The following is a 23,895-nucleotide window of genomic DNA, read 5'->3' on the forward strand; positions in this document are numbered from 1 at the left end:
AACTATCTTCTCCTACTTGATCAGGATTCCCTTATATCGATTCAGTGTTTTTAAGGTTATTCCGGTTCCTCTTACTACCGCTCTCAGTGGATCTTCAGCGATATAAACTGGTAGATCTGTTTTTTGTGATAAACGTTTGTCTAGTCCCCGTAACATCGAGCCACCCCCGGCAAGATAAATTCCGGTGTTGTAGATGTCGGCCGCAAGTTCAGGTGGAGTTTGAGACAGGGTTTCCATAACCGCATCTTCAATACGAAGAATGGATTTATCTAAAGCCTTGGCTATTTCACGGTAAGAAATATTGACCTGTTTCGGTTTCCCTGTTAACAGGTCCCTACCCTGTACACTCATTTCTTCCGGCGGAACCTCAAGATCTTCAGTGGCTGCACCTATCTGTATCTTGATTTTTTCGGCGGTTCTCTCTCCCACATACAGGTTGTGCTGGGTACGCATATAATAGACGATGTCGTTGGTGAACACATCTCCGGCGATTTTTATGGATTTGTCGCAAACTATCCCCCCCAGCGCGATAACCGCGATCTCGGTAGTACCTCCCCCAATGTCTACAATCATATTACCCTTGGGTTGCATGATATCTACGCCAATTCCTATTGCAGCAGCCATTGGTTCGTGAATAAGATAAACTTCTTTACCGTTAACGCGTTCGGCGCTTTCTTTTACCGCCCTCATCTCGACTTCAGTAATTCCTGAAGGAATACAGATCACCATCCTTAAAGCTGGAGTGAACATTTTTTTCTTCAGCGCCGGGATCTCTTTGATAAACATAGTGAGCATTTTTTCACTAGCATCAAAATCCGCAATTACTCCGTCTTTTAAAGGACGTATGGTTTTTATGTTTTCGTGGGTTTTTCCCTGCATCATGGCAGCTTCTTTCCCTACCGCGGTTATCTTCCCTGATGTCCGGTCGCGGGCTACTATTGAAGGACTATCGACAACAACTTTATCGTTGTGAATAATCAAAGTGTTTGCGGTTCCTAAATCTATCGCTATTTCTTCAATGAGAAAGTCAAAAAATCCCATAGTATGTTAAGTGTTGAGGTTTGGTAAATGTACTAAAATTAATGTTTAAAATGGCGTGTTCCCGTAATCACCATAGCAATATCATTTTCGTTGCAATAGTCTATACTTAATTGGTCCTTAATGGATCCTCCCGGCTGTATTACTGCAGTAATTCCAGCATTTCCTGCAATTTCCACGCAATCTGGGAATGGAAAAAAAGCATCACTTGCCATCACGGCTCCCTTTAGATCAAAGTTAAAAGAACGGGCTTTTTCTATGCTTTGATTAAGCGCATCTACACGTGAGGTTTGACCCGTACCGCTGGCGCAAAGCTGCTTGTTTTTAGCCAAAACAATAGTATTCGATTTGGTATGCTTGCAAATTTTGGAAGCAAATAACAAATCAGATAACTCAGCTTCGGTGGGATTATTGTTGGTAACCTGCTTTAAATCTTCAGGTGCATCTGTTTTTAGATCTTTGTCCTGAACTAAAACTCCGTTCAGGCAGGTTCTAACTTGTTTTTCAGGAAGATTTAATTCCTTCTGAACTAACAGAATTCTGTTTTTCTTTCCCTTTAGAATTTCTTCAGCCTCTGCTGAAAAGGATGGAGCGATCACTACTTCACAAAAGAGTTTGTGAATCTCCTCAGCTGTGGCTTTGTCAATTTCAACATTGCTTATAAGAATTCCGCCGAACGCCGAAACAGGGTCTCCTGCCAGGGCATCATTATATGCCTTGTGCAGGGTATCACGTTGGGCAAGTCCGCAGGCATTGTTGTGTTTTAAGATAGCAAAAGTGGGGGCTTCGCCCTTGAATTCATTCATAAGATTTACTGCTGCATCAACATCCAGAAGATTATTGTAAGATAGTTCTTTCCCGTGAATCTTATCGAAGATTGCATCAAAATCACCAAAGAAGAATCCTTGTTGATGTGGGTTTTCCCCATAGCGAAGTTCTGTGCCTTGTTGAATGCTTTCCTTATATACGCTTACTTCATTTTCAGTATTGAAATAGTTGAATATCGAGGTGTCATAATGAGACGAAATATTAAAAGCCTTGGCAGCAAATCTTTTCCGGTCAGCTAGGCTGGTTTCTCCTTTTTTCTCGTTAAGTAAATCTTCAAATTCTTTATAATCTTGAACTGAAGATACACACAAGACATCTTTAAAGTTTTTGGCCGCTGCTCGAATCAACGAGATTCCTCCAATATCGATCTTCTCAATAATATCTCCTTGAGAAGCCCCGGAAGCAACGGTTTTTTCAAAAGGGTAAAGATCCACAATCACAATGTCTATCTGCGGGATTTCGTATTGGGCAAGTTCTTTTATATCACTTTGGTTTTCCTGACGGTTCAATATCCCTCCAAATACTTTTGGATGTAATGTTTTCACTCGGCCTCCAAGAATGGATGGGTAGGAAGTAATATCTTCCACAGGTATAACTTCTATTGCTAATTCTTTGATAAAATTTTCAGTTCCTCCAGTAGAATAAATGGTGATACCTAGCTCATTAAGTTTTTTGACGATAGGGGCCAGGCCGTCCTTATTGAATACAGAAATTAAAGCAGATTTTGCTTGTTTTAAGTCGCTCATTTTGTTGTGTTTGATGAAGTGGCAAAAGTAAGTATTTCACGGGCAAACATAAAAGCGAATGAATTTATTTATCAATAAAATTGTAACGAATTTTCAACATCATCGTCTTATCTTAGGATTCCTTTAAATACGGCAGATAACTGTATGTTTATATATCTTAGACTTTTAAAAGAAAGTTTCACTTTTGCAGTAAATGCGCTTAGAAATAATAAGCTGCGGACTTTTCTTTCCTTATTGGGGGTTACCATTGGTATTTTCTCAATAATCGCAGTTTTGGCTGCTGTAGATTCTCTGGAAAAGGAGATAAAAGGCAGTTTGAGTTCATTGGATAACAGCACTATTATTATTATGCGTTTCTCATTTGGTCCTACTGATGTTCCACAATGGAAGCGTCAGCAATTCCCGGATGTCTCTTATGATGAATATCAGCATTTGAAAAGGAGCCTGCCTGAGCTTGATGCAGTAAGTTACGTCATTGGTGTCCCTTCTGAATCGATAAAGTACCAGGATGTAACCAGCGAAAATGTTGATGTAGGTGCTGTCACCAGTGAATATTATGATATTGAAGCTTTCGAATTGAATGAAGGGCGATTTTTTAATGAATCTGAATCCGTGAGTGGTTCGGCTGTGGTGGTATTAGGTCATGAAATAGCCATTAATCTGTTTGGAAATTCCAGTCCCCTGGGGAAAGAAGTAAGACTCTATGGTCGCAAGCTACAGGTCATTGGTGTTTTAGAGAAACAAGGCGCCTCTCTTTTTGGAAATTCCCGGGATGGCCAGGCATTTCTGCCGGTCAATCTGGTAAGAAGAATTTATGGCGATAACAATAAAGGGGTCTTCCCACAAATCATACTTAAACCAGAAGAGGGAGTTGATAATGCCGAATTTATGGCTATTGTGGAACAACAACTTAGAAATTATCGTGCAATCAAACCCGGAGAAACCAACACTTTCTTTATTAATCAACTTCAAGGTTTCGCGGATTTTATAGATAATATAACAGGGCAAATGAATATCATTGGATTAATAATTAGTGGTTTTTCTTTACTGGTTGGGGGATTTGGGATTGCCAATATTATGTTTGTCAGTGTTAAGGAACGCACTAATCTTATCGGGATACAGAAATCATTAGGAGCTAAAAATAAATTTATCCTTTTTCAATTCTTGTTTGAAGCCGTTATTTTATCTGTAATTGGGGGATTAATAGGCCTGTTTCTGGTATGGGTTGTTTCAATTATCGCCTCCCAATTTACTGGTGATTTCGAATTTGTACTCTCTCCCTGGAATCTTATGCTGGGAACAATTGTTGCTGCCGTCATCGGGCTAATTTCAGGAATAATTCCCGCAATCTCTGCTTCAAAATTAGATCCTGTGGAAGCCATAAGAACAGGTATGTAAGGCAATTATCTCTTTACTCTAGTATTCTCTTAGGTGGAGGGAGACTTTAATACTTCTGCTACTTTCTCATTCACCCATTCCAAAAATCTTTCATCCTCGATATTGAAAGGATCTTCGGTGTGTGAATCGATATCGATCTGACCTATGTTTTCACCATTTAAAAATAAAGGGATAACAATTTCAGCCCTAACATTGATACTACAAGCAATATAGTTCGTTTGTGTTTTAACATCAGGGACAACAAAATTATTATTAGAAACGGCCACTTGGCCACAAATACCTTTTCCAAAAGGGATGATCGTATGGTCGGTGGGCTCCCCTGCAAAAGCACGAAGTTTTAATTCTTCCTTGTCGCCGTTTTTAAAATAAAAACCTACCCAGTCATAATAAGGAATGTTTTCCTTTAGAAGATCACACACCTGCTCCAAACGATGGTCTACAGAAAGTTCTTCGTTACTTAAAATCTTCTCTACTGCGGGTTTTAATTTCTGAAATGGCATAACAATGTGTTTTACTGCAAAAGTATTTAAAAATTTGCGCAGGCTGGCTGGCTTATTTGTATAAATTTGTTAAAAAGCCTTTAATTAGCCTTGCTTAAACTATTCATAAAATATAAATCGGTTCTTCGGTTTATCCTCATTTTTCTGGGGAGCTATTTTATTTTAAGTCTTTTCTATAGTTGGTATCTGGATCTTTTTAGGTCTGAGGTTTATTACCCGGACTATGTTACGCATATGGTCGCTCGGCAAACGGAAATGTTAATAAAAGCTTTTGGATATGCCGCCCAGATTGAGCCACATCAATATCATCTTTCCATGAAATTGCTGATCAACGATAAATATTTGGCCCAAATCGTTGAAGGATGTAATGCGATGAGTATAATGGTGCTTTTTGTAGCCTTTATCCTCGCTTTTTTTGGTAAACCAAGAACGACTTTTTTCTTTCTAATTGCTGGACTGGTGATTATTTATTTAATGAATATAGTTCGTATTGCCGTTCTTTCAATAGGTATATACGAATTGCCCCACCATGCAGAATTTCTTCATACCATTATATTCCCTCTCATTATCTACGGAACAGTTTTCCTTCTCTGGATTCTTTGGGTTTATATCTATTCTAAAAATCCTGCGAAATGAAACCAGGCTACCGTATATTAATTATCTTCTTACTGGTTGTTGTTCTAGCTCTGGTAAGGGTTTTCGAAGAGCAACTTTTTTACGATCCTATTAATGAATTCTATCGAAGTGGTTTGTATATGCTGGATCAATTACCTGATTATCAATGGCCCAAATTATTAATTAATTTAAGTTTCAGATTCTGGTTGAATTCGCTGATTTCCCTATTCATACTATATATAGCATTCTTGGATAAGAATATTGTCAAGTTTGCTGCTATTTTATTCTTTGCTTTTTACCTCTTTGGCGTAACCGCTTATTGGTATTTACTGCTAAACCTTGATAGTGGGCATGTCATGAGTCTGTTTTATGTGCGGAGGTTTCTCATTCATCCGATTTTTATACTCATCTTGCTTCCTGCCTTTTATTATTATCGGCTTAAAGGAAGAGCCAAGCCATAATTTTAAATTTATTCCCCATAATCCCGAAGTTCCAATTAAAAAGAATGTATGTATCTTTGAAAATGCCTTTATATCAAAAAATTATCTATTTTTGTACCTGATGAAAAAAGCTTTTCAAAATAGTGGTTCTGTCGTACTAGCACTATTGGTGTTGTTTTCTACCTTTTCTTTTACGGTAGATAAGCATTTCTGTGGAAGTTTTTTGGTAGACAAAGCAATCTTTGCTGAGGCTGATACCTGTGGAATGGATATGGAGAATGCTGCAGATAACTGCTGCACTAATGAAAAAGTGGTGGTAGATGGACAGGATGAACTCAAACCTTCTTTGGAGTCTCTCGATTTTGGACAAAAGTTATTTATTGCCAGTTTTAGTATTTTTTACTTCAATCTTTTTGAAACGCTTCCAAAAGAAGAAGTTCCCTTTAAAGATTATTCCCCTCCTCTTTTGGTCACTAACATACAGTTGGTAGACCAGGTTTTTCTTATTTGATTTTATTGATGATCGTAGCTTTTCCCTCTTCAGGAAATCAGCTCCGTACTGACTTTTTATAATCAGAGATCCGCTTTTTTAGGATCACGTCAATAAATTATATGAATAATGTTCAATAAACTTATACAATACTTTCTTTATAACCGTCTGGTCTCAGTAATTTTACTTGTCTTTTTGATCGGCTGGGGACTAGTTACTGCACCATTTAACTGGGATACTGGATTTCTTCCTAATGATCCTGTACCTGTAGATGCCATTCCGGATATTGGTGAAAATCAACAAATTGTTTTTACCGATTGGCCTGGGCGGTCACCACAGGATATCGAAGACCAGATCACTTATCCGCTTACCAGCTCTCTTTTGGGGATTCCTGGAGTGAAATCGGTGCGTTCAAATTCTATGTTTGGGTTTTCAAGTATCTACATCATTTTTGAGGAGGATGTCGAATTCTATTGGTCCCGTTCCCGGGTTTTGGAAAAACTCAATTCCCTCCCTTCTGGTCTTTTACCGGATGATGCTAAGCCTGCTTTAGGACCTGATGCAACAGCTTTAGGCCAGGTTTTCTGGTATACCCTTGAAGGAAGAGATCGTGAAGGTAACGTAACTGGCGGATGGGATCTTCATGAACTACGCACAATTCAGGATTATTATATTAAACCAGCGCTTAGTGCGGTAGAAGGGGTTGCTGAGGTAGCTTCGGTGGGCGGTTACGTCCAGGAATACCAGATCGATGTAAATCCAGATGCTTTGAAGGCTTATAATATTGGAATCGACCAGGTTATGAAGGCGGTTAAAAATTCCAATAGGGATGTAGGGGCAAAGACTTTGGAAATAAATAAAGTGGAATACCTGGTACGGGGGCTTGGATATATCGAATCTGTCGAGGATGTTGAAAATACCGTGGTTTCGGTTTCCGAAAACACTCCGGTGTTGATTCGTGATATTGCCGAAGTTCAACTGGGCCCGTCTGAAAGACGTGGTATTCTGGATAAAGGAGGAGCTGATGTAACTGGTGGAGTTGTAGTAGCTCGTTATGGTTCAAATCCTCTTAAGGTGATAGAGAATACTAAAGAAAAGATCAATGAAATCTCTTCCGGGCTCCCAAATAAAACGCTTGCCGATGGCACTGAAAGTCAACTCACGGTTGTACCTTTTTATGATCGTACACAGCTTATTCACGAAACTATCGGTACATTAGAGAGAGCCCTCTCCCACGAGGTACTCATAAGTATTATAGTGATATTGGTTTTGGTGCTCAATCTAAGAGCTTCCGTTCTAATTTCGACGCTACTTCCTATAGGAGTGCTTATGACCTTCATTGCCATGCGCTACTTTGGTGTGGATGCCAACGTTGTAGCTCTCTCAGGGATAGCTATTGCCATAGGGGTAATGGTAGATGTGGGTATTGTGTTTGTAGAAAACACCATACGTCATCTGGAAATGCAGAAAAATAAAAGGGCCAGAGGTGAAAAGCTCCTGGGAGTGATTAAAAAAGCTACAATCGAGGTAGCTCCTGCAGTTACTACAGCACTGGCAACAACTATTGTAAGTTTTATCCCGGTTTTCTTTATGGAAAATGCAGAAGGTAAACTCTTTCGGCCTTTGGCTTTTACAAAAACTTTTGCCTTAGTAGCTGCCTTTCTAGTTGGAGTCCTTGTTCTTCCAATGCTTTCTTATTTTGCTTTCAATACCAAAGTGACCAAAGAAAGAAGCCGTAAGACATGGTATATAATTTTAATCGCTTCAGGCATTATCCTGGCCATTTGGTTTATGTTCTGGCTTCCCCTTGCGCTTACCTTAATAGGCACATTAAAACTACTGGAAAGCCGTAATCCTGAATTTCTGGGAAGATATTCAGAAAAAATTACAATGGTGGTCATTCTTTTGGTTACCATTCTGTTTTTGGCAGAGGAATGGATGCCCCTTGGCTTTGGTATTTCATTGTTTACGAATTATTTTTTCGTGATCATCCTTCTGGGGATTACCCTGGCAGTACTAATGGCAGTTGTAAGATTCTACCGACCCATTCTAAACTGGTGTCTGCTCAATAAGGGGACATTCCTTCTTTTGCCAGTGATCACCATATTTTTTGGAGTAATGATCTGGTTTGGGTTTCCGAAGATTTTCGGTTTTGTAGCTAATGGTTTTGATAAGGTAGGTTGGAATGTAAGAACTACCTCAGTATGGAGTGGAATGGTTCATACTTTTCCAGGAGTTGGAAAGGAATTTATGCCTTCGCTTAATGAAGGTAGTTTCCTTCTTATGCCTACAACCATGCCACATGCCGGGATTGAAGAAACGAAGAAAACAGTCCGGCAGCTCGATATTGCGGTAACCAGTATTCCGGAAGTCGAGATTTCAGTAGGAAAATTAGGAAGGGTAGAAAGCGCTCTGGATCCAGCGCCTATCTCTATGTTCGAGAATATTATCAATTATAAACCTGAATATATCCTTAATGAGACTGGAAAACTTCAGTCATTTAAGGTGGATCAAAAGGAGCGTTTCATCACCAAAAGCGGTGACAGTTTAACCAATGAAGAGGCAATCCAACGAAATATTTCTATAGATGACTTGATAATTGATAAGGACGGGGAATACTATCGGAATTGGCGAGAGCATATTAAAGATCCTGATGACATATGGGATGAAATCGTGCAACGCACCAAGCTTCCGGGAGTGACCTCGGCGCCCAAACTGCAACCTATAGAAACCCGCTTGGTAATGCTACAAACCGGGATGCGGGCTCCTATGGGGATTAAGGTATTTGGTCCCGATCTTCAAACTATCCAGGATTTTGGAATGGAACTTGAAAGTGTCCTCAAGGAAGTCCCTTCCGTTAAAGCAGAAGCTGTTTTTGCGGATCGCGTGGTTGGGAAACCCTACCTGGAGATCGAAATCGACCGAAACGCCATTGCTCGTTACGGGCTTAGTATTGAAGCCGTGCAGCAAACAATAGAGACTGCAATTGGGGGGATGGAAATAACTTCTACGGTTGAAGGTCGCGAGCGTTTTCCGGTCAGGGTACGCTACCCCCGTGAATTACGGGATGACCCCTCTAGCCTGGAGAGAATCTTGATTCCTACTCCTAAAGGCGCTCAAATCCCGCTGGGGGAGTTAGCTGATCTCAATTATATGAGGGGGCCGCAAATGATAAAAAGTGAAGATACCTTCCTTACTAGTTATGTGCTCTTCGATAAACGCGATGGTTTCGCTGAGGTTAATGTGGTGAATGATGCACGTGAACATATTGAGAATAAGATAGCTTCGGGGGAATTAAAAGTACCTGCCGGGCTGAGTTATAAATTTTCGGGGAATTATGAAAACCAAGTAAGGGCAGTAAAGCGGTTGGCCATCCTTATCCCGATCTGTTTGCTCATCATCTTCCTTTTGCTGTATTTTCAATTTAAGACCATAATTGCTTCAACCATTCATTTTTCAGGGGTTTTTGTGGCTTTTGCAGGTGGGTTTATAATGATTTGGCTCTATGGCCAGGGATGGTTTATGGATTTTAGTATTGCAGGCACCAATATTCGTGATCTTTTCCAGATGGGCACAATCAATTTGAGTGTGGCAGTCTGGGTTGGATTCATCGCACTATTTGGTATTGCCACTGATGACGGAGTTCTTATGGGAACTTATATTCATCAGGTTTTTGAGAGGAAAAATCCGAAAACTGTTCCAGAAGTCAGATCTGCGGTTATGGAGGCTGGTTTAAAGAGAGTGCGCCCAGCAATGATGACTACCGCAGTGACAATTATTGCGCTATTTCCAGTTCTTACTTCCACCGGGAAGGGATCGGATATTATGGTTCCCATGGCCATTCCCATTGTGGGCGGTATGGTTATTCAAATTATGACGATTTTCGTAGTACCGGTTTTACAGGCATATTGGAGGGAAACAGTGGTAAATAAAACTGAGAAAACTATTATTTAAGATGAAAAAGTCAGTAAAAATAATATGGGTATTTCTGGTCCTTTTCTTAGGAAATAAGACTCAGGCACAGGAAATGGAGACCTATCTTCAGATAGCGGCCGAAAACAATCCAGAGGTGCAATCGGCTTATACTAAATTTGAATCTGCTTTATTGGAATCACCGCAAGTCGCTTCACTTCCCGATCCCACACTTACTGTAAGTGCTTTTGGAAGAATGATAGAGACTAGACTGGGAGCCCAGGAAGCCCGATTTAACCTCATGCAGATGTTCCCTTGGTTTGGAACCCTAAAGGCCAAATCCAGAGCGGCTGACCTAATGGCAGGGGCTAGGTTTCAGGAATTTCTAGCGATACGTGGAGACCTATTTTATAAGGTGAAAAAGGCTTATGCGAAACTTTATGAGTTGGAAAATACGATTCAACTAAAAGAAGATAACCTTAACATACTGGATTCTTACAGGGAGCTTTCCCTTAGTAAGTTTAGAAGCGGGAGTTCCTCGATGGTAAATGTGGTAAGGGTAGATATTGAACGAGAGCAGGCCATAACTGAGATCGAGTTAGAGAAAGAGGCATTGGAAAATCTCAAAAGACAATTTAATTATTTGCTCAATCGTAAGGCCGAAGCAACTGTGAATATTCAGGACACATTGGTGCTAAATACTGAGGGAGTCTCAAATATTGAAGAGATAGACTTAAAGTTCCATCCTGAACTGGTAAAATATGACCAGGAATTCGAGGCTTATCAATACAGGGCTGAAGTTGCTCAAAAGGATGGCTTACCGAAACTGGGCTTGGGGGTGGATTATTCCATTATTTCCAGACGTACGGATTCTAATCCTCGACGAAATGGAGAGGATGCCATTATGCCTATGTTTTCAGTGAGCATACCAATTTTTAGAAAGAAATATAAAGCCGCGGAAAAAGAGGCTGAATTGATGCAAACAGCGACCCTTCAGAATCGGGAAGCTCGAGAGAACGAACTCTTAGGTATGTACGAACAAGCCCGCTATGAACTCAATAAAGCTGAGAAGCTCCTGGAACTTTATAACCGGCAGATCAAAAGCTCAAATCAGGCCAATGATTTACTTGTTTCGGGCTTTGGTAATAATACTGAAGATTTTGAAGAGGTGCTTGGGATGAATCAGGATATTTTATTGTTGAATACCCAGAAATTGGCTGCACTAAGAAACGGGTTTATCGCTCAGGCAAAACTAGAATATTTAGCTACTAAAACAGAAAATTACAATGAAAACAAATAATATAATTAGAGGAGTTGGAATCCTGGTTATTGGAGTCTTGCTAGGCTGGGCAATTTTCGGTGAAAGTTCTGACGAAGCTTCTCAACATGATCATACAGATACCGGAGAGGAAACTATCTGGACCTGCTCCATGCACCCCTCCGTTAGGCAAAATGAGCCTGGGGCCTGTCCAATATGTGGAATGGATCTCATTCCTCTCGAAGGTGAGGAAAATTCCACCGATTCCAGGGTTTACAAGATGAGTGAGGATGCTATGAAACTTGCTAATGTACGTACAATAGAGGTGGGGCAAGGCAGTATTTCTCGTGAAATAAGATTAAATGGGAAAGTGGTGATTGATGAAAGAAATGCTTACTCCCAGTCGACTCATGTTCCCGGGAGAATTGAAGCTTTAGGAGTGAACTTTACCGGAGAAAAGGTAAATCGAGGCCAGAGACTTGGCGTGGTTTACAGCCCAGAACTGGTAACGGCCCAAGAGGAATTACTGCAATCATATTCAATTAGAGAGCATCAACCTGATTTGTTTGAAGCGGCAAAAGAGAAATTGCGAACCTGGAAGATAAGTGAAAGTCAGATTCAGCAGATCTTATCTAATGGTAAAGCAATGGAGCGCTTCCCTATAACTGCCGATGTAAGTGGAATAGTAACTGAGAAAAAGGTAGATCTTGGTGATTACGTAGAACGAGGAATGCCCATTTATGAGATCTCAGATCTTTCTAAAGTTTGGATACTATTCGATATTTACGAAAGTAATATGGGCTGGATAGAGGAAGGCAGTAAAGTGCAGTATACAATACGGTCACTCCCCGGTAAGACCTTTACTGGGGAAGTAAGTTTTGTTGATCCAGTCTTGGATGCTCAAACTAGGGTTGCCACTGCCAGAATCGAGGTAGATAATAGTGACGGCAGGTTGAAGCCAGGGATGTTCGCATCAGGGGTGGTGAAAAATAATATTGGGAAATCTGGGAGCAAGGAAATTATTATTCCTAAGTCTGCAGTCTTATGGACCGGGAAACGTAGTTTAGTGTATTTGAAGGAAGAAGTCTCTAATGGCGCAGGGTTCAGAATCAGGGAAATAACCCTTGGGCCATCCCTGGGTGATGCCTATGTAGTGGAACAGGGATTGGAGACGGGTGATCAGATTGTGGTTAATGGCACTTTTACCGTTGATGCTGCTGTGCAATTGGCCGGTAAACCCAGTATGATGAACCCTCCGGAAAATGAAGATTCCCCGGAGAATATTTTAGAAATAGCACTATCTGAGGAAGAAAAGGCAGCACTTCAACCTGTTTTTGATAATTATTTAAGTCTGAAGAATGCTTTGGTAGATGACAATTTTAAAAGCGCTAAAAAAGAAGTTGAAGCACTTGAGAATAGCCTAGGTCAGTTGGATATGTCCAGGTTTAATAATTCGGTTTGGAGCGCTATGGAAAGCTATAAAATACAGCTTGAGAATAACATTGAAGATCTTGCTTCGGCAAAAGATATTTCAGCACTGAGAGGTGATTTTGATGCGCTTTCCTTAGTAATGATAAGAATGGCTCAGAGCTTTAAACCTTTTAACGAAACATTATATGTACAACATTGTCCGATGGCTAATAGTGATAGAGGAGCTGATTGGTTAAGTCTTTCAGAAGAGATAAGAAACCCTTACTATGGTAGTGCCATGCTAAGTTGTGGGGAAGTAACTGGGACTGTAGAATAAATAGTTACACTTAAGTAAAAAAATATATAAGTTTGTTGAACTAAAAACCGAAAAGTGGTTAAACGAAAAACAGCGCTTAAGCTTAGGCAAGCCCATAGATATCTTGGGCTCTTTATAGGAATTCAGTTCATTATGTGGACAGTTAGTGGTATGTACTTCAGCTGGACAGATCTAGATGAAATCCATGGAGATCATTTCAAGAAGGAAACTGTAAAAAACCTTTCTTTTTCCACTCTTTCAGGACCGGGAGAAGTGTTATCCGAGATCCCGGTTAGTTCACTGGAACTAAAGGAGATTGGAGGAGAAGCTTTCTATCTTGTCAATGGGAAAAGTCTGATAGATGCTCAAACAGGCGAAAAAAGGCAGGGGGTGACCAAGGAGGAGGCCTTAAAAATTGCTAAAAAATACATGAGGGAAGATTTGGAAGTAGCTGGTATCGATTTGATTAATGAAACCGGTAAACATCACGAATACCGAGGTGGCCCTTTGCCGGCTTATGTAATCTCCTATACGGAACCGTCCGATCTTAAGGCTTATATCTCGGTGCAGGATGCTAGCTTCCGATCTGTCCGTCACCGAGATTGGCGTTGGTTCGATTTTCTTTGGATGACACATACTATGGATTATGAAGGTAGGGATGATTTTAATAATCTTGTACTTCGTATTTTTTCTCTAATGGGATTAATTACGGTAATCAGCGGATTTGTACTATGGTATATTTCCTCGCCTTCAGTTAGAAAACTTCAGAAACGATTCAAATAAGAGTAATTTTAAATACAAATAATAACAAAAACAGAAACGATGAAAAAGAATTTAAAAAATCTAATGATGCTTAGCCTGGTGGCAGGAGCGCTAACCATGAATTCATGCCGTGATTCAGCGGATAAAAAAGATGAACCGGCAGAACCTATGCAAAACGAAATGCACCAGGAAGAGGATATGGAAGGAATGGACCATAGCAGTATGGAAGGGAAGCAATATGGCGGTGAAGCAATGAACGCAGAATTCAAGGATGAAACCACAGCTAAAGTTTATACCTTATATGTGGGAATAAAGGATGCCTTGGTTAATACTGATGCTAAAACCACCAAGGACAAGGCTCAGGAATTAAGCCAGACTAAAGCCACAGCAGAGGTTATTGCAGCTGCGGAGGAAATCGCATCTTCTGAGGAGATAAATAAACAAAGAGAGGCTTTTTCTGATCTTACAGCAGCTATGGAAAAACAACTTGAAGGAGCCCTTGCTTCAGGTGAAATTTACAAACAATACTGTCCAATGGCCTTTGAGGGAAAAGGTGATTACTGGTTTTCTAACTCCAAAGACATCTTCAACCCTTATTATGGTGAAAAAATGTTGAAATGCGGTAGGGTTGATGCTACCATTAAATAATTTGATTAACCTTCAGGGTGGGAAGGCCCTGAAGGTTTTCTTTAATCTTTTGGAAATTTGACTTATAAAATCCTGCATATTAAAAATATGGTCTGTGACCGCTGCCTCACCAGTGTGAAAAATATACTGGTGGCCCAAAATTTATCATATAAAAATGTAAGCCTTGGCAGGATTGAGTTGCAAGAGGAAATTTCCATTGAACAATTGAGAAACCTTGAAAGAGAACTGAATAGCACCGGTTTTGAGCTGGTCTTAGAGCGTAGTGAAAAAATCGTTAACGAAATTAAGGCTGTAATTATTGAAATGGTTTACCATCGGCATGATTTCGAAAACAAGAAACTTTCAGAAATATTAAGCCAAAGACTTCATTACGATTACAGTCATTTAACCGGAATTTTTTCAAAAGCAGAGAATCAAAGTATTCAGAGCTTTCTGAATAAGATTAAAATTGAAAGGATCAAGGAATTTCTTGAATATGATGAACTGAGTATGACTGCAATTGCTGATGAAATGGGATACAGTAGCGCAGCTTACCTATCTACTTTTTTTAAAAAAGAGACTGGATTAAAACCCTCGGAATATAAACAGGAATTTACTTCCCGAGATACCCTGGATAGTATTTAACTTCAGAATCTGGGGTTTTGTAATTTCTGAAAACATCATATTTTAATCTACTGCTTGCTGTCGTGTCAGCCACTTTGATTTTCAGATGGATACACTTTAGGAGACAGATTTATTTTCGATTTTCTTATAACTTCTTACCATAATTTTAAAACCCTTTTCGGTTTTGGGTGGTTATCTTTGATGTAAACCAATAAAAATGAAAGTTATGAGAAATGAGAAGTTGATTCATGCATTGGGAAATTGTATAAATCATTGTAATTATTGTGCCGATGCCTGTTTGGATGAAGAGGATGTTAAAGCCATGACGACCTGCATTAGAATTGATAAGGTGTGTGCCGAGGTCTGTTCAACCCTGAACCAGGTACTAGTCACTAATTACAAAAATGTAGAGGCATTGGTGAATTATTGCATTGAAGTTTGTATGGACTGTGCAGATGAATGCAGTAAACACGAACACGATCACTGCCAGGAATGCGCAAAAGCTTGCCAGCATTGCGTGGATGCGTGCAGGGCCTATTTGGCATAAAACCGGAATTAATTCAAACCCCGATAAAAAGGGGTTTTTTTAAGTATAAATATAAAATGAAGCACAGCTATAAAATAACTGGAATGACCTGTCTTGGTTGCAGGTCACAGGTGGAAACAACGCTTAGGAATGTCGAAGGCGTTAAGGATGCCTGGGTAGATCTCGAAAACCAAGAGGCTGAAATTGAGATGAAAAACCATATTCAAATTGAAAAATTCCAACAGGCTCTTAAAAATATTCCAGGAAATTATGGGATTCAGGAACCTGGCCCCGTGACTCACACCTATGCAGTCAGCGGGATGACGTGTAATGGCTGTCGTTCCCATGTTGAAGAAATTTTGAACCAGGTAGAGGGTGTTGAGCAAGCAAAGGTCGACCTGGAAGAGGCGGAAGCTACGATCAAAATGAAAAGCCAAATTCCTCTTGAGAAGTTACAGCAAGCATTTAAGGAGGATGGGGGTAAATATGAAATTTACCCACCAGCGCCTGTTACAAAGAATTTTTCCGTTAGTGGGATGAGCTGTAATGGTTGTCGTTCCCATGTGGAGGAAATCCTTAAGAAAGTGGATGGCGTTGAGGATGCTAAGGTAGATTTGGAGAAAGCTGAGGTGGAAATAAGAATGAAGAAACACATCCCGCTAAAGAAGTTTCAAAAGGAACTGAAAGATGATGCTGGAACTTATCAGATTCATAAGCATGGGGAAGAGGTAAAGACTGAAAAGAAAAAAACTCAGGGAGGAGGTGCCGGGGTGTATTATTGTCCCATGCACTGCGAAGGAGATAAAACTTATGATCAGCCCGGAGACTGCCCGGTATGCGGGATGGACCTTGTGGAGGAAGCCCGCCTAACACCGGCCTCTACGCAATATACTTGCCCAATGCATCCCGAGATTGTGGAAAATGAGCCGGGATCCTGCCCTAAATGTGGAATGGAACTAGTGCCCATGGAGCCGGAATCTTCAGAAAGTAAATCTTATAAAAAACTTCTGAAAAAATTCAAAATAGCTGTTGGCTTTACTTTACCTATTTTCATAATAGCGATGTCTGAAATGATCCCGGGCAATCCGCTTTATGATCTTATGGAAATGAAATATTGGAATTGGGTGCAGTTGGTCTTTTCAATACCAGTAGTTTTTTATGCCACCTGGATGTTTTTCGAGCGTGCATGGCGCTCCGTTAAGACCTGGAATCTTAATATGTTTACACTTATTGGAATTGGAGCGGGTATTGCCTGGGTGTTCAGTGTTTTTGGCCTGGTTTTCCCCGGTTTCTTTCCTGAACAATTTAAGACCGAAATGGGTACAGTGCACGTTTATTTTGAAGCGGCAACGGTGATACTGACTTTAGTCTTACTAGGCCAGGTACTCGAAGCGCGGGCTCACAGCAAGACTAATTCTGCAATAAAAGAATTGCTGAAACTGGCTCCTAATAAGGCCATTAAGGTGGTGAATGGGGAGGAAAAGGAGGTTTCCATCAACGAGATCCATACTGGAAATATTTTAAGAGTTAAGCCTGGGGATAAGATCCCGGTAGATGGGATTATTGAAAAAGGGAATTCGAGTATTGATGAATCGATGATTACCGGAGAACCTATTCCGGTAGATAAAAGTGAAGGAGATAAGGTAAGTTCTGGAACCATTAATGGGAATCGAAGTTTTACTATGAAAGCTGAAAAAGTTGGGGAGCAAACTTTACTTTCTCAGATAATTAAAATGGTAAATGATGCCAGTCGCTCTCAAGCTCCCATTCAGAAACTGGCTGACAGGATTTCCAGTTATTTTGTACCAGTAGTAGTGATAATTTCCGTAATCACTTTTATTGTATGGGCGATTTTCGGGCCTGAACCTTCCTATGTATACGCTCTTGTTAATGCAATCGCTGTTTTAATCATTGCCTGTCCTTGTGCCCTGGGTCTTGCCACTCCCATGTCGGTGATGGTTGGTGTTGGAAAAGGAGCACAAAATGGAGTTTTAATCAAAAATGCTCGTGCTCTTGAACATATGGATGATATCGATACCTTAATTATCGATAAAACCGGAACTATAACTGAGGGAAAACCAAAAGTGGAGAAGGTCGAGCCCACTTTAGAGGTAAAAAAGGAAGAATTAATTAGGTTAATCGCATCGATAAATTCCCAGAGCGAGCACCCTTTGGCTAAAGCAACTGTGGAATTTGCCAGGGAAAATGACTTGAATTTTAAAGAGGCTTCAGATTTTAATGCCGTAACGGGAAAGGGAGTTTCTGGGGTGGTTTCCAATGAGAAAGTAGCTATTGGAAATGAAAAATTAATGCAGTCGGAAGGAGTACATATTTCTTCGGAAATAGAAGAAAAAGTAATTGCTGAACAACAAAAAGGTAAAACTGTCTCTTATGTGGCTGTAGATGGAAAAATTGCAGGGTATTTAACCATTACCGACCCTATAAAGAAAACTAGCCGAGAAGCTTTAAAGTCCTTAATGGATGATGGTGTTGAAGTTTTTATGTTTACCGGTGATAATGAAAAAACGGCAAAATCGGTTGCTGATGAACTCGGTCTTTCCGGGTATAAAGCAGGTATGCTTCCAGAGGACAAACAAAATCAAATTAAAAAACTGCAAGAGAAGGGTAAAAAAGTGGCTATGGCTGGAGATGGAATTAACGATGCCCCGGCCCTGGCACAGGCAGATATAGGTATTGCAATGGGTACGGGAACCGATGTTGCTATAGAAAGTGCAGAAATAACTTTGGTTAAAGGCGATTTGAAATCTGTAAAAAAAGCCAAAACTTTAAGTAAAAAAGTAATGCGTAATATTAAAGAGAACCTGTTTTTTGCTCTTATTTATAATACTCTTGGTGTGCCTATTGCTGCTGGTGTCTTATTCCCGGTTTTCGGACTTTTATTATCACCAATGATTGCTGCATTAGCTATGAGCTTTAGTTCTGTTTCAGTAATTGCAAATGCCCTAAGGCTGCGTACAGCAAAAATTTGAACAGATATAGAAATGTTTATTTTATAAGTTTTTATTTGAGTATCGAGGGAGTTCTTGAATGCCCAAAGGGGGACTCCCTTTTTCTAATAAATTAATTAGTTTTATAAAACACTTACCAGATTTTCAAGGGCCATTGCGCGGGAACCTTTTATAAAAAAATTACAATTCCTGAATTCTGTCATGCTGAAATGTTTTTTCAGATTTTCGGTGGTTTCAAATTTAATTATGGTGGGAGCTGCAGTTTTAGTCTTCTTAAAATTATTACCTACAAGGTAAACTTCATCGAAGCTGCAGGATTCGACGAGATTGACGATATCTTGATGTTCTGTTTCAGAGGTTGTTCCCAGTTCCAACATATCTCCTAGAACTGCGATCTTTTGTCCTTGAATCTTCATTTCTCTGAAGTTTTCTATGGAAGCTCGCATACTTGTTGGGTTGGCGTTATAGGCATCCAAAAAAATTGTATTGCTATTTTTTTTTAGGATCTGAGAACGATTATTTTCCGGGGTATATTCCTCAATTGCTGCTTTAATCTTATCCTGTGAGACTTTGAAGTAAAGGCCTATACAGAGTGCGGCGGCCATATTGTAGGCATTGTAAATTCCTGTTAATTTGCTAGTGATATCGGTTTGATTAAAGTGAAGTCTCGCAGTTTGAGTTCCCGAACCATAGGCTACCTGAACATGGGATGTTCTTCCGGTACCAAAACTAAAATAGTGATTGTATGGTAGTTGAGCTCTTTGGTTTTCATCATCAAGATGTAAGAAAATTAGTTTTTTATTTTCTTTCAAATGATTATATAACTCACTTTTTGCCTGGATGACTCCTTCCAGGCTGCCGAAACCTTCCAGATGTGCCTTACCAAAATTGGTGATATACCCATAATCTGGTTTGCTGATCCTGCATAAGAATGCTATTTCTCCTGGATGGTTTGCTCCCATTTCAACTATTCCCATCTCTGTGTTTTCATCCATTTCTAGGAGGGTGAGAGGAACGCCGATATGATTATTAAGGTTGCCCTTCGTAGCTACGGTTTTATACTTTTTAGAAAGTACAGCTTCTAAAAGTTCCTTTGTGGTTGTTTTTCCGTTGCTTCCGGTTATTGCTAAAATCGGAATGTCAAGGAATTTTCGATGAAAAGTAGCCAGATTTTGTAAGGCTTGCAGAGTATCCTTAACAAGGATGTACTTGTCCGATTTTACTGCTAATTCCTTCTGGTCTATCACTACACAAGCTGCCCCTTTTTCCAAGGCTTCAGCTGCATAATGGTTTCCATTGAAGTTTGGGCCCTTTAGGGCAAAAAAGATACTCCCCGGGAGGATCTTACGGGTGTCGGTGCTTACGCCGCTGCAAACCAGATAGCGTTGGTGGAGTTTGGCTATATTCATAAAATTAAAGCTAAAAAAAAGCCCTAAATAAATTGGGCTTTTTTAGAATATTTTAAACAAAATAGCTTTAGTTCCGAGCTTTTTTATTTTTATCCTTGGATTTTGATCCAACTCGGGACATCGCATTTCTAAATCCAATATAATCCGTTGCCATATCTTGGGGGAAAAATCTTCGTTGTGCCGGATCTAACCAGTAGGCCCGGTCCCTCCAGGAACCTCCTTTATACACTCTTACTTCATCACTGATTAGGGTTGTACGTCGCTCCGAATCATAGCCTCCGGTTGCAGCCCCTGTACTGTCGTTAAAGGTAATATTATCGTAGGTTGGGGAATTGTACATCCTTTTGGATGGATCATCTATTTCCTGAAAAGGTTGGAAATACCTTGAAGAACTCTTATCTCCATCACGGAAGCTTCTCTGGTCGCTATCGGTATAATTGGTGCGCATATAGGTGTCCTCTTCAGTGACTGGTGTTTCAAGAATCTCCCCAGGCAGGTTTCTGGCTACGATCTGTCCGTTACTAAGGGTATCAAAACGAACATCTTCGGGTGTAACAATTTTCACACTTCCATCTTCATTGATTTCATGTTTTGTGTAAACATTTCCTCTGTAGTAATTAAAATCATTGAATTCATCGTCTACAATGGGTCGGTACACATCAGCTACCCATTCAGATACATTTCCGGCCATATCATATAATCCAAAATCGTTTGGTTCATATGATTTCACTTCCGCTGTAATATCGGCGCCATCATCACTCCATCCAGCGATTCCTCCATAGTCCCCGTCTCCTTGTTTGAAGTTTGCTAGTTGATCACCCTGACTTTTAATATCACCGGACCGGGTATACTGTCCATCCCAGGGGTATTTTTTTCTTCCCCGGTAAACATTGTAGTCCCTGATCCCTACAAGACCTAAGGCCGCATATTCCCATTCGGCTTCGGTAGGTAGGCGATATTCCGGTAAGATTATTCCGTCTTTTCGTTGAACAAAAGTCTGTCCTCCAAGAGTATTGCCTTCAGCATCTGTATTGCTCTCGTTGCGCTCTATCATTCTTTCTGATTCCCGGCCTCCCTGGCTAATTTCTGTATTACCGCCGTAGACCTGACTTGGAGCGTTGAGGTAGGTTTCTGTATTAAATGTTGAGCCAGCGTTTACATCGGTATATCTTGCATCTTCTTTGATATATCCTTCCTCTTCCAACATTAATTCGTTGACTCTGTCTGTTCGCCATTTACTGAATTCGACGGCCTGGATCCAGCTCACTCCCACTACAGGGTAATTGGCATAAGCCGGATGACGCAGGTAATTGTTTACCATGGTCTCGTTAAAGCCCAGTCGATTTCTCCATACTAAAGTATCTGGTAAGGCTCCGTTATATATGTTTCTGTAATTTTCTTCGCTGGGAGGAAAAACATTCTTTAACCAATCAAGGTATTCCATATACATCATATTGGTTACTTCGGTCTCATCCATATAAAAAGACTGAACATGCTGTTGGGTAGGGGTGTTATTCCAATCATGCATTACATCATCCTGAACCCGTCCCATGGTAAATGTTCCACCTTCAACAAAGACGAGGCCGGGACCGGTTTCTTGTTCCTTATAATCGGTTTTGTATTGGAAACCACCGTCTTTAGAGTTGATGTCCCAACCGGTAGCCCGGGAATTATTCTTATAATCCCGCGAATTGTTACAGCCTATGAAACTACCCGCTAAAGCGACAGCTATTAAGGCTTTTAAAGCAACATTGATTCTCATATTAATCCTCTCTTTTGGTAGAAATTTAGGCTTTGCAATATAGTAATTAACGATAAATGTACAAGATTATTTTATTTTAATCAGAATACCTTCAAATCTTATAAGTCCCTGATGTTGTTGAGACTTTGACACTTTTTATACACCATGCCATAAGCTTTATATTACAGCCGGTTTTCGCTTAAGGTGGCGCAAAATTAATGGTTTTTTATCGAAGCTACTTAGAAAGAATAAAAATTTATATGGTGTATTTATAAAGAATACAATAATTATCTGTAATTTAAGTTATTATTAATTACCAGTGCCCAATGATCTCCCCAAGTTTATCTACAACAGATATAAGCTTATGATGTATATTTTAGCGCAAAGGCACTTTCTTAACTAGAATATTAATATATATTTGTTAATCATTAACTAATGTGATGAGAAAAATTACAATCTTACTGCTTGGGGTCTTTCTTGGAAATAGTTTTATGGCCATCGGCCAGGATGAGGAAAGAGACAGGGTGATAACCACAGCAGTACCGTTTTTAATGGTAGCGGCTGACGCTCGTGCGGCGGGAATGGGTGACCAGGGTGTGGCTACTTCTCCCGATGTATTCTCCCAGCAATGGAACCCTGCCAAATATGCCTTTGCTGATTCTGAGCACGGAGTAGGGGTTTCCTACACTCCCTATTTAAGTGATATCGTCAATGATATCTTTCTTGGAAATATAAATTACTTCAATCGTTTCAATGAAAGGAGCGCTTTTGGGGCGAGTCTGCGTTATTTTAGTCTTGGGTCAATAGAAACAAGAGGTACAAGAGAACAGGAGCCGCTTTTGGTAAATCCTAATGAACTCACTTTGGACCTCTCTTATGCATTGAGGCTTAGTGATCATTTTTCTATGGCTGTTGCTGGTAGATACCTGCATTCTGATCTCGGTCTGCAGGATGAAGCTGATCTTGGTGCAGCCAATAGTTTTGGCGTCGATATCGCTGCATACTTCCGCAGTAATCAAGTGACCTACACAGCTTTTGATGGACAATGGAAAGCTGGCGTGAATATTTCCAATATAGGTCCCAAGATGAAATATGATGATGCAGGGCAGGAGAATTTTATCCCTACAAACTTAAAGTTAGGAGGGGGGTTTGATTTTATTTTTGATACGGAAAACCGGCTGGGTACTTATGTTGAATTCAATAAACTTTTAGTGCCTACACCTCAAGATTTTAATAATGATGGAACTATAAATGCCGAAGATGATACTGAATACAATGATATTGGTTCAATTTCTGGGATTTTTAAATCATTTGGAGACGCGCCAGGCGGTTTTGGTGAAGAAATAAGAGAAGTGACCTGGGCCTTGGGCGCTGAATATATTTATCGTGATGCTTTTGCTTTCAGAGCCGGATATTTTAATGAAAGTGAAACCAAAGGTTCCCGCAGGTTTCTTTCTTTCGGAGCTGGATTTGCTTATGAGATGATTGATGTGGATATTTCCTATTTATTTTCGACATCTAAAGTACAGAGTCCTCTAGAAGGTACTTTAAGGTTTGGTCTTACTTTTAATTTCGGGGAACAATATTCCTATTAAAAAGAACCCGGTTCGAAGATTTTTACAATGAGCTTTAGTGGTTGATTCTTTTTGGTTTTTCTCCTTTCCATGGTACTTTCGTATGTATACGAAGTGTCTTATAATGCTTAATAAAATAAATGAAGTCTTTTAATATATCTGCTGAATTTGAAATGTTCGATTCCCTTGAGGAGCTGCCTGATAATATAAGTGAGTTGATGAAAAAAGCCTTTGAAGCCAGGGATAATGCATATGCACCATATTCTAAGTTTCAAGTGGGAGCGGCCCTGATACTAGATAATGGAGAGATTATAACCGGAAGTAACCAGGAAAACGCCTCTTATCCTTCCGGACTGTGTGCTGAACGTACCGCGGTGTATTATGCTGGAGCTAAATTTCCAGAAGCCACAATAGAATATTTAGCAATCTCGGCTGCTTCATTAAAACGACCTGTTAGGTCTCCCGTGCCTCCCTGTGGAGCATGTAGGCAGACTCTTGTGGAATACGAGGTCAAACAGAAGTCAAATATCGAAGTTTATTTTATGGGCGAGTCTGGAGCTATAGTAAAGGCTAAATCCATAAAAGATTTGCTTCCGCTTCTATTCGATAATTCCTACTTATAACGTTTTCGTGATTTTTGGGTTAAAACTGTTTTCCATTCTTATTGAAAATAGTATTTTTGTTACCCGCTTGACAAACCCTATCTGTCTGG

At 40.0% G+C, this 23,895-nt stretch carries 19 protein-coding genes; 14 read left to right on the forward strand and 5 right to left on the reverse strand.

What is annotated here, in order from left to right:
- Positions 1 to 12: 12 nt before the first annotated feature.
- Together ACW6NC_RS14375 and purH are read right to left on the reverse strand one after the other, a co-directional pair.
- Positions 13 to 1,041 carry a rod shape-determining protein gene (locus ACW6NC_RS14375; protein WP_081211824.1) on the reverse strand — a complete coding sequence of 343 codons (1,029 nt, stop codon included), beginning with the start codon at positions 1,039 to 1,041 and terminating at the stop codon, positions 13 to 15.
- Positions 1,042 to 1,079: 38 nt separating this feature from the next.
- The gene (gene purH, locus ACW6NC_RS14380; protein WP_457867056.1) at positions 1,080 to 2,612 is read right to left on the reverse strand and encodes a bifunctional phosphoribosylaminoimidazolecarboxamide formyltransferase/IMP cyclohydrolase; all 1,533 of its coding nucleotides are present in this window, start codon (positions 2,610 to 2,612) and stop codon (positions 1,080 to 1,082) included.
- Between the two features lie 144 nt (positions 2,613 to 2,756).
- On the opposite strand from purH, the gene ACW6NC_RS14385 reads away from it, so the two are divergent.
- Positions 2,757 to 4,010, forward strand: a complete 1,254-nt coding sequence (locus ACW6NC_RS14385; RefSeq protein ID WP_457867058.1) for an ABC transporter permease — start codon at positions 2,757 to 2,759, stop codon at positions 4,008 to 4,010.
- A 29-nt stretch (positions 4,011 to 4,039) separates the two neighbouring features.
- Here the strand turns inward: ACW6NC_RS14385 and ACW6NC_RS14390 are convergent, their stop codons facing one another.
- Positions 4,040 to 4,510: a GAF domain-containing protein gene (locus tag ACW6NC_RS14390; protein ID WP_457867060.1), complete on the reverse strand. Its 471-nt coding sequence runs from the start codon at positions 4,508 to 4,510 to the stop codon at positions 4,040 to 4,042.
- A 90-nt stretch (positions 4,511 to 4,600) separates the two neighbouring features.
- Between ACW6NC_RS14390 and xrtF the strand changes: the two genes are divergently transcribed.
- The 11 genes from xrtF (at position 4,601) to ACW6NC_RS14445 (ending at position 18,480) form a co-directional block, all read left to right on the forward strand.
- Positions 4,601 to 5,146: an exosortase family protein XrtF gene (xrtF, locus tag ACW6NC_RS14395; protein ID WP_457867061.1), complete on the forward strand. Its 546-nt coding sequence runs from the start codon at positions 4,601 to 4,603 to the stop codon at positions 5,144 to 5,146.
- Complete coding sequence (locus ACW6NC_RS14400) at positions 5,143 to 5,586, forward strand: exosortase F system-associated membrane protein (protein ID WP_457867063.1); 444 nt, start codon at positions 5,143 to 5,145, stop codon at positions 5,584 to 5,586. The genes xrtF and ACW6NC_RS14400 overlap by 4 nt, the downstream gene beginning before the upstream one ends.
- 100 nt (positions 5,587 to 5,686) lie before the next feature.
- Positions 5,687 to 6,076, forward strand: a complete 390-nt coding sequence (locus ACW6NC_RS14405) for an HYC_CC_PP family protein (RefSeq protein ID WP_457867065.1) — start codon at positions 5,687 to 5,689, stop codon at positions 6,074 to 6,076.
- A 108-nt stretch (positions 6,077 to 6,184) separates the two neighbouring features.
- Positions 6,185 to 10,009, forward strand: a complete 3,825-nt coding sequence (locus ACW6NC_RS14410; protein ID WP_457867066.1) for an efflux RND transporter permease subunit — start codon at positions 6,185 to 6,187, stop codon at positions 10,007 to 10,009.
- A 1-nt stretch (position 10,010) separates the two neighbouring features.
- The gene (locus ACW6NC_RS14415) at positions 10,011 to 11,267 is read left to right on the forward strand and encodes a TolC family protein (protein ID WP_457867068.1); all 1,257 of its coding nucleotides are present in this window, start codon (positions 10,011 to 10,013) and stop codon (positions 11,265 to 11,267) included.
- A complete protein-coding gene (locus ACW6NC_RS14420) occupies positions 11,254 to 12,972 on the forward strand; it encodes an efflux RND transporter periplasmic adaptor subunit (protein WP_457867070.1) in 1,719 nt (572 codons plus the stop codon). Before ACW6NC_RS14415 ends, ACW6NC_RS14420 begins: the two co-directional genes overlap by 14 nt.
- A gap of 54 nt (positions 12,973 to 13,026) precedes the next feature.
- Entirely contained in the window at positions 13,027 to 13,734 is a 708-nt protein-coding gene (locus ACW6NC_RS14425; RefSeq protein WP_457867072.1) for a PepSY domain-containing protein, read from the forward strand.
- A gap of 39 nt (positions 13,735 to 13,773) precedes the next feature.
- Positions 13,774 to 14,361: a DUF3347 domain-containing protein gene (locus ACW6NC_RS14430; protein ID WP_457867074.1), complete on the forward strand. Its 588-nt coding sequence runs from the start codon at positions 13,774 to 13,776 to the stop codon at positions 14,359 to 14,361.
- 129 nt (positions 14,362 to 14,490) lie between these two features.
- Positions 14,491 to 14,985: a helix-turn-helix domain-containing protein gene (locus ACW6NC_RS14435; RefSeq protein ID WP_457867075.1), complete on the forward strand. Its 495-nt coding sequence runs from the start codon at positions 14,491 to 14,493 to the stop codon at positions 14,983 to 14,985.
- 205 nt (positions 14,986 to 15,190) lie between these two features.
- The gene (locus ACW6NC_RS14440; RefSeq protein WP_457867076.1) at positions 15,191 to 15,511 is read left to right on the forward strand and encodes a four-helix bundle copper-binding protein; all 321 of its coding nucleotides are present in this window, start codon (positions 15,191 to 15,193) and stop codon (positions 15,509 to 15,511) included.
- Between the two features lie 56 nt (positions 15,512 to 15,567).
- Positions 15,568 to 18,480: a heavy metal translocating P-type ATPase gene (locus ACW6NC_RS14445; RefSeq protein ID WP_457867077.1), complete on the forward strand. Its 2,913-nt coding sequence runs from the start codon at positions 15,568 to 15,570 to the stop codon at positions 18,478 to 18,480.
- Between the two features lie 101 nt (positions 18,481 to 18,581).
- Here ACW6NC_RS14445 and ACW6NC_RS14450 read toward each other — a convergent pair whose 3' ends face one another.
- Positions 18,582 to 19,868: a UDP-N-acetylmuramoyl-tripeptide--D-alanyl-D-alanine ligase gene (locus ACW6NC_RS14450; protein WP_457867079.1), complete on the reverse strand. Its 1,287-nt coding sequence runs from the start codon at positions 19,866 to 19,868 to the stop codon at positions 18,582 to 18,584.
- Positions 19,869 to 19,935: 67 nt separating this feature from the next.
- Positions 19,936 to 21,630: a gliding motility lipoprotein GldJ gene (gene gldJ / locus ACW6NC_RS14455; RefSeq protein WP_457867081.1), complete on the reverse strand. Its 1,695-nt coding sequence runs from the start codon at positions 21,628 to 21,630 to the stop codon at positions 19,936 to 19,938.
- A gap of 419 nt (positions 21,631 to 22,049) precedes the next feature.
- On the opposite strand from gldJ, the gene porV reads away from it, so the two are divergent.
- Together porV and cdd are read left to right on the forward strand one after the other, a co-directional pair.
- Positions 22,050 to 23,204 (forward strand): type IX secretion system outer membrane channel protein PorV, encoded by a 1,155-nt coding sequence (gene porV, locus ACW6NC_RS14460; protein WP_457867083.1) that lies wholly within the window; start codon positions 22,050 to 22,052, stop codon positions 23,202 to 23,204.
- A 119-nt stretch (positions 23,205 to 23,323) separates the two neighbouring features.
- Positions 23,324 to 23,806, forward strand: coding sequence for a cytidine deaminase (gene cdd, locus ACW6NC_RS14465; RefSeq protein WP_457867085.1), 483 nt, complete (start codon positions 23,324 to 23,326; stop codon positions 23,804 to 23,806).
- Positions 23,807 to 23,895 lie beyond the last annotated feature (89 nt).

The sequence above is a fragment of the Salegentibacter profundi genome, assembly GCF_054121475.1.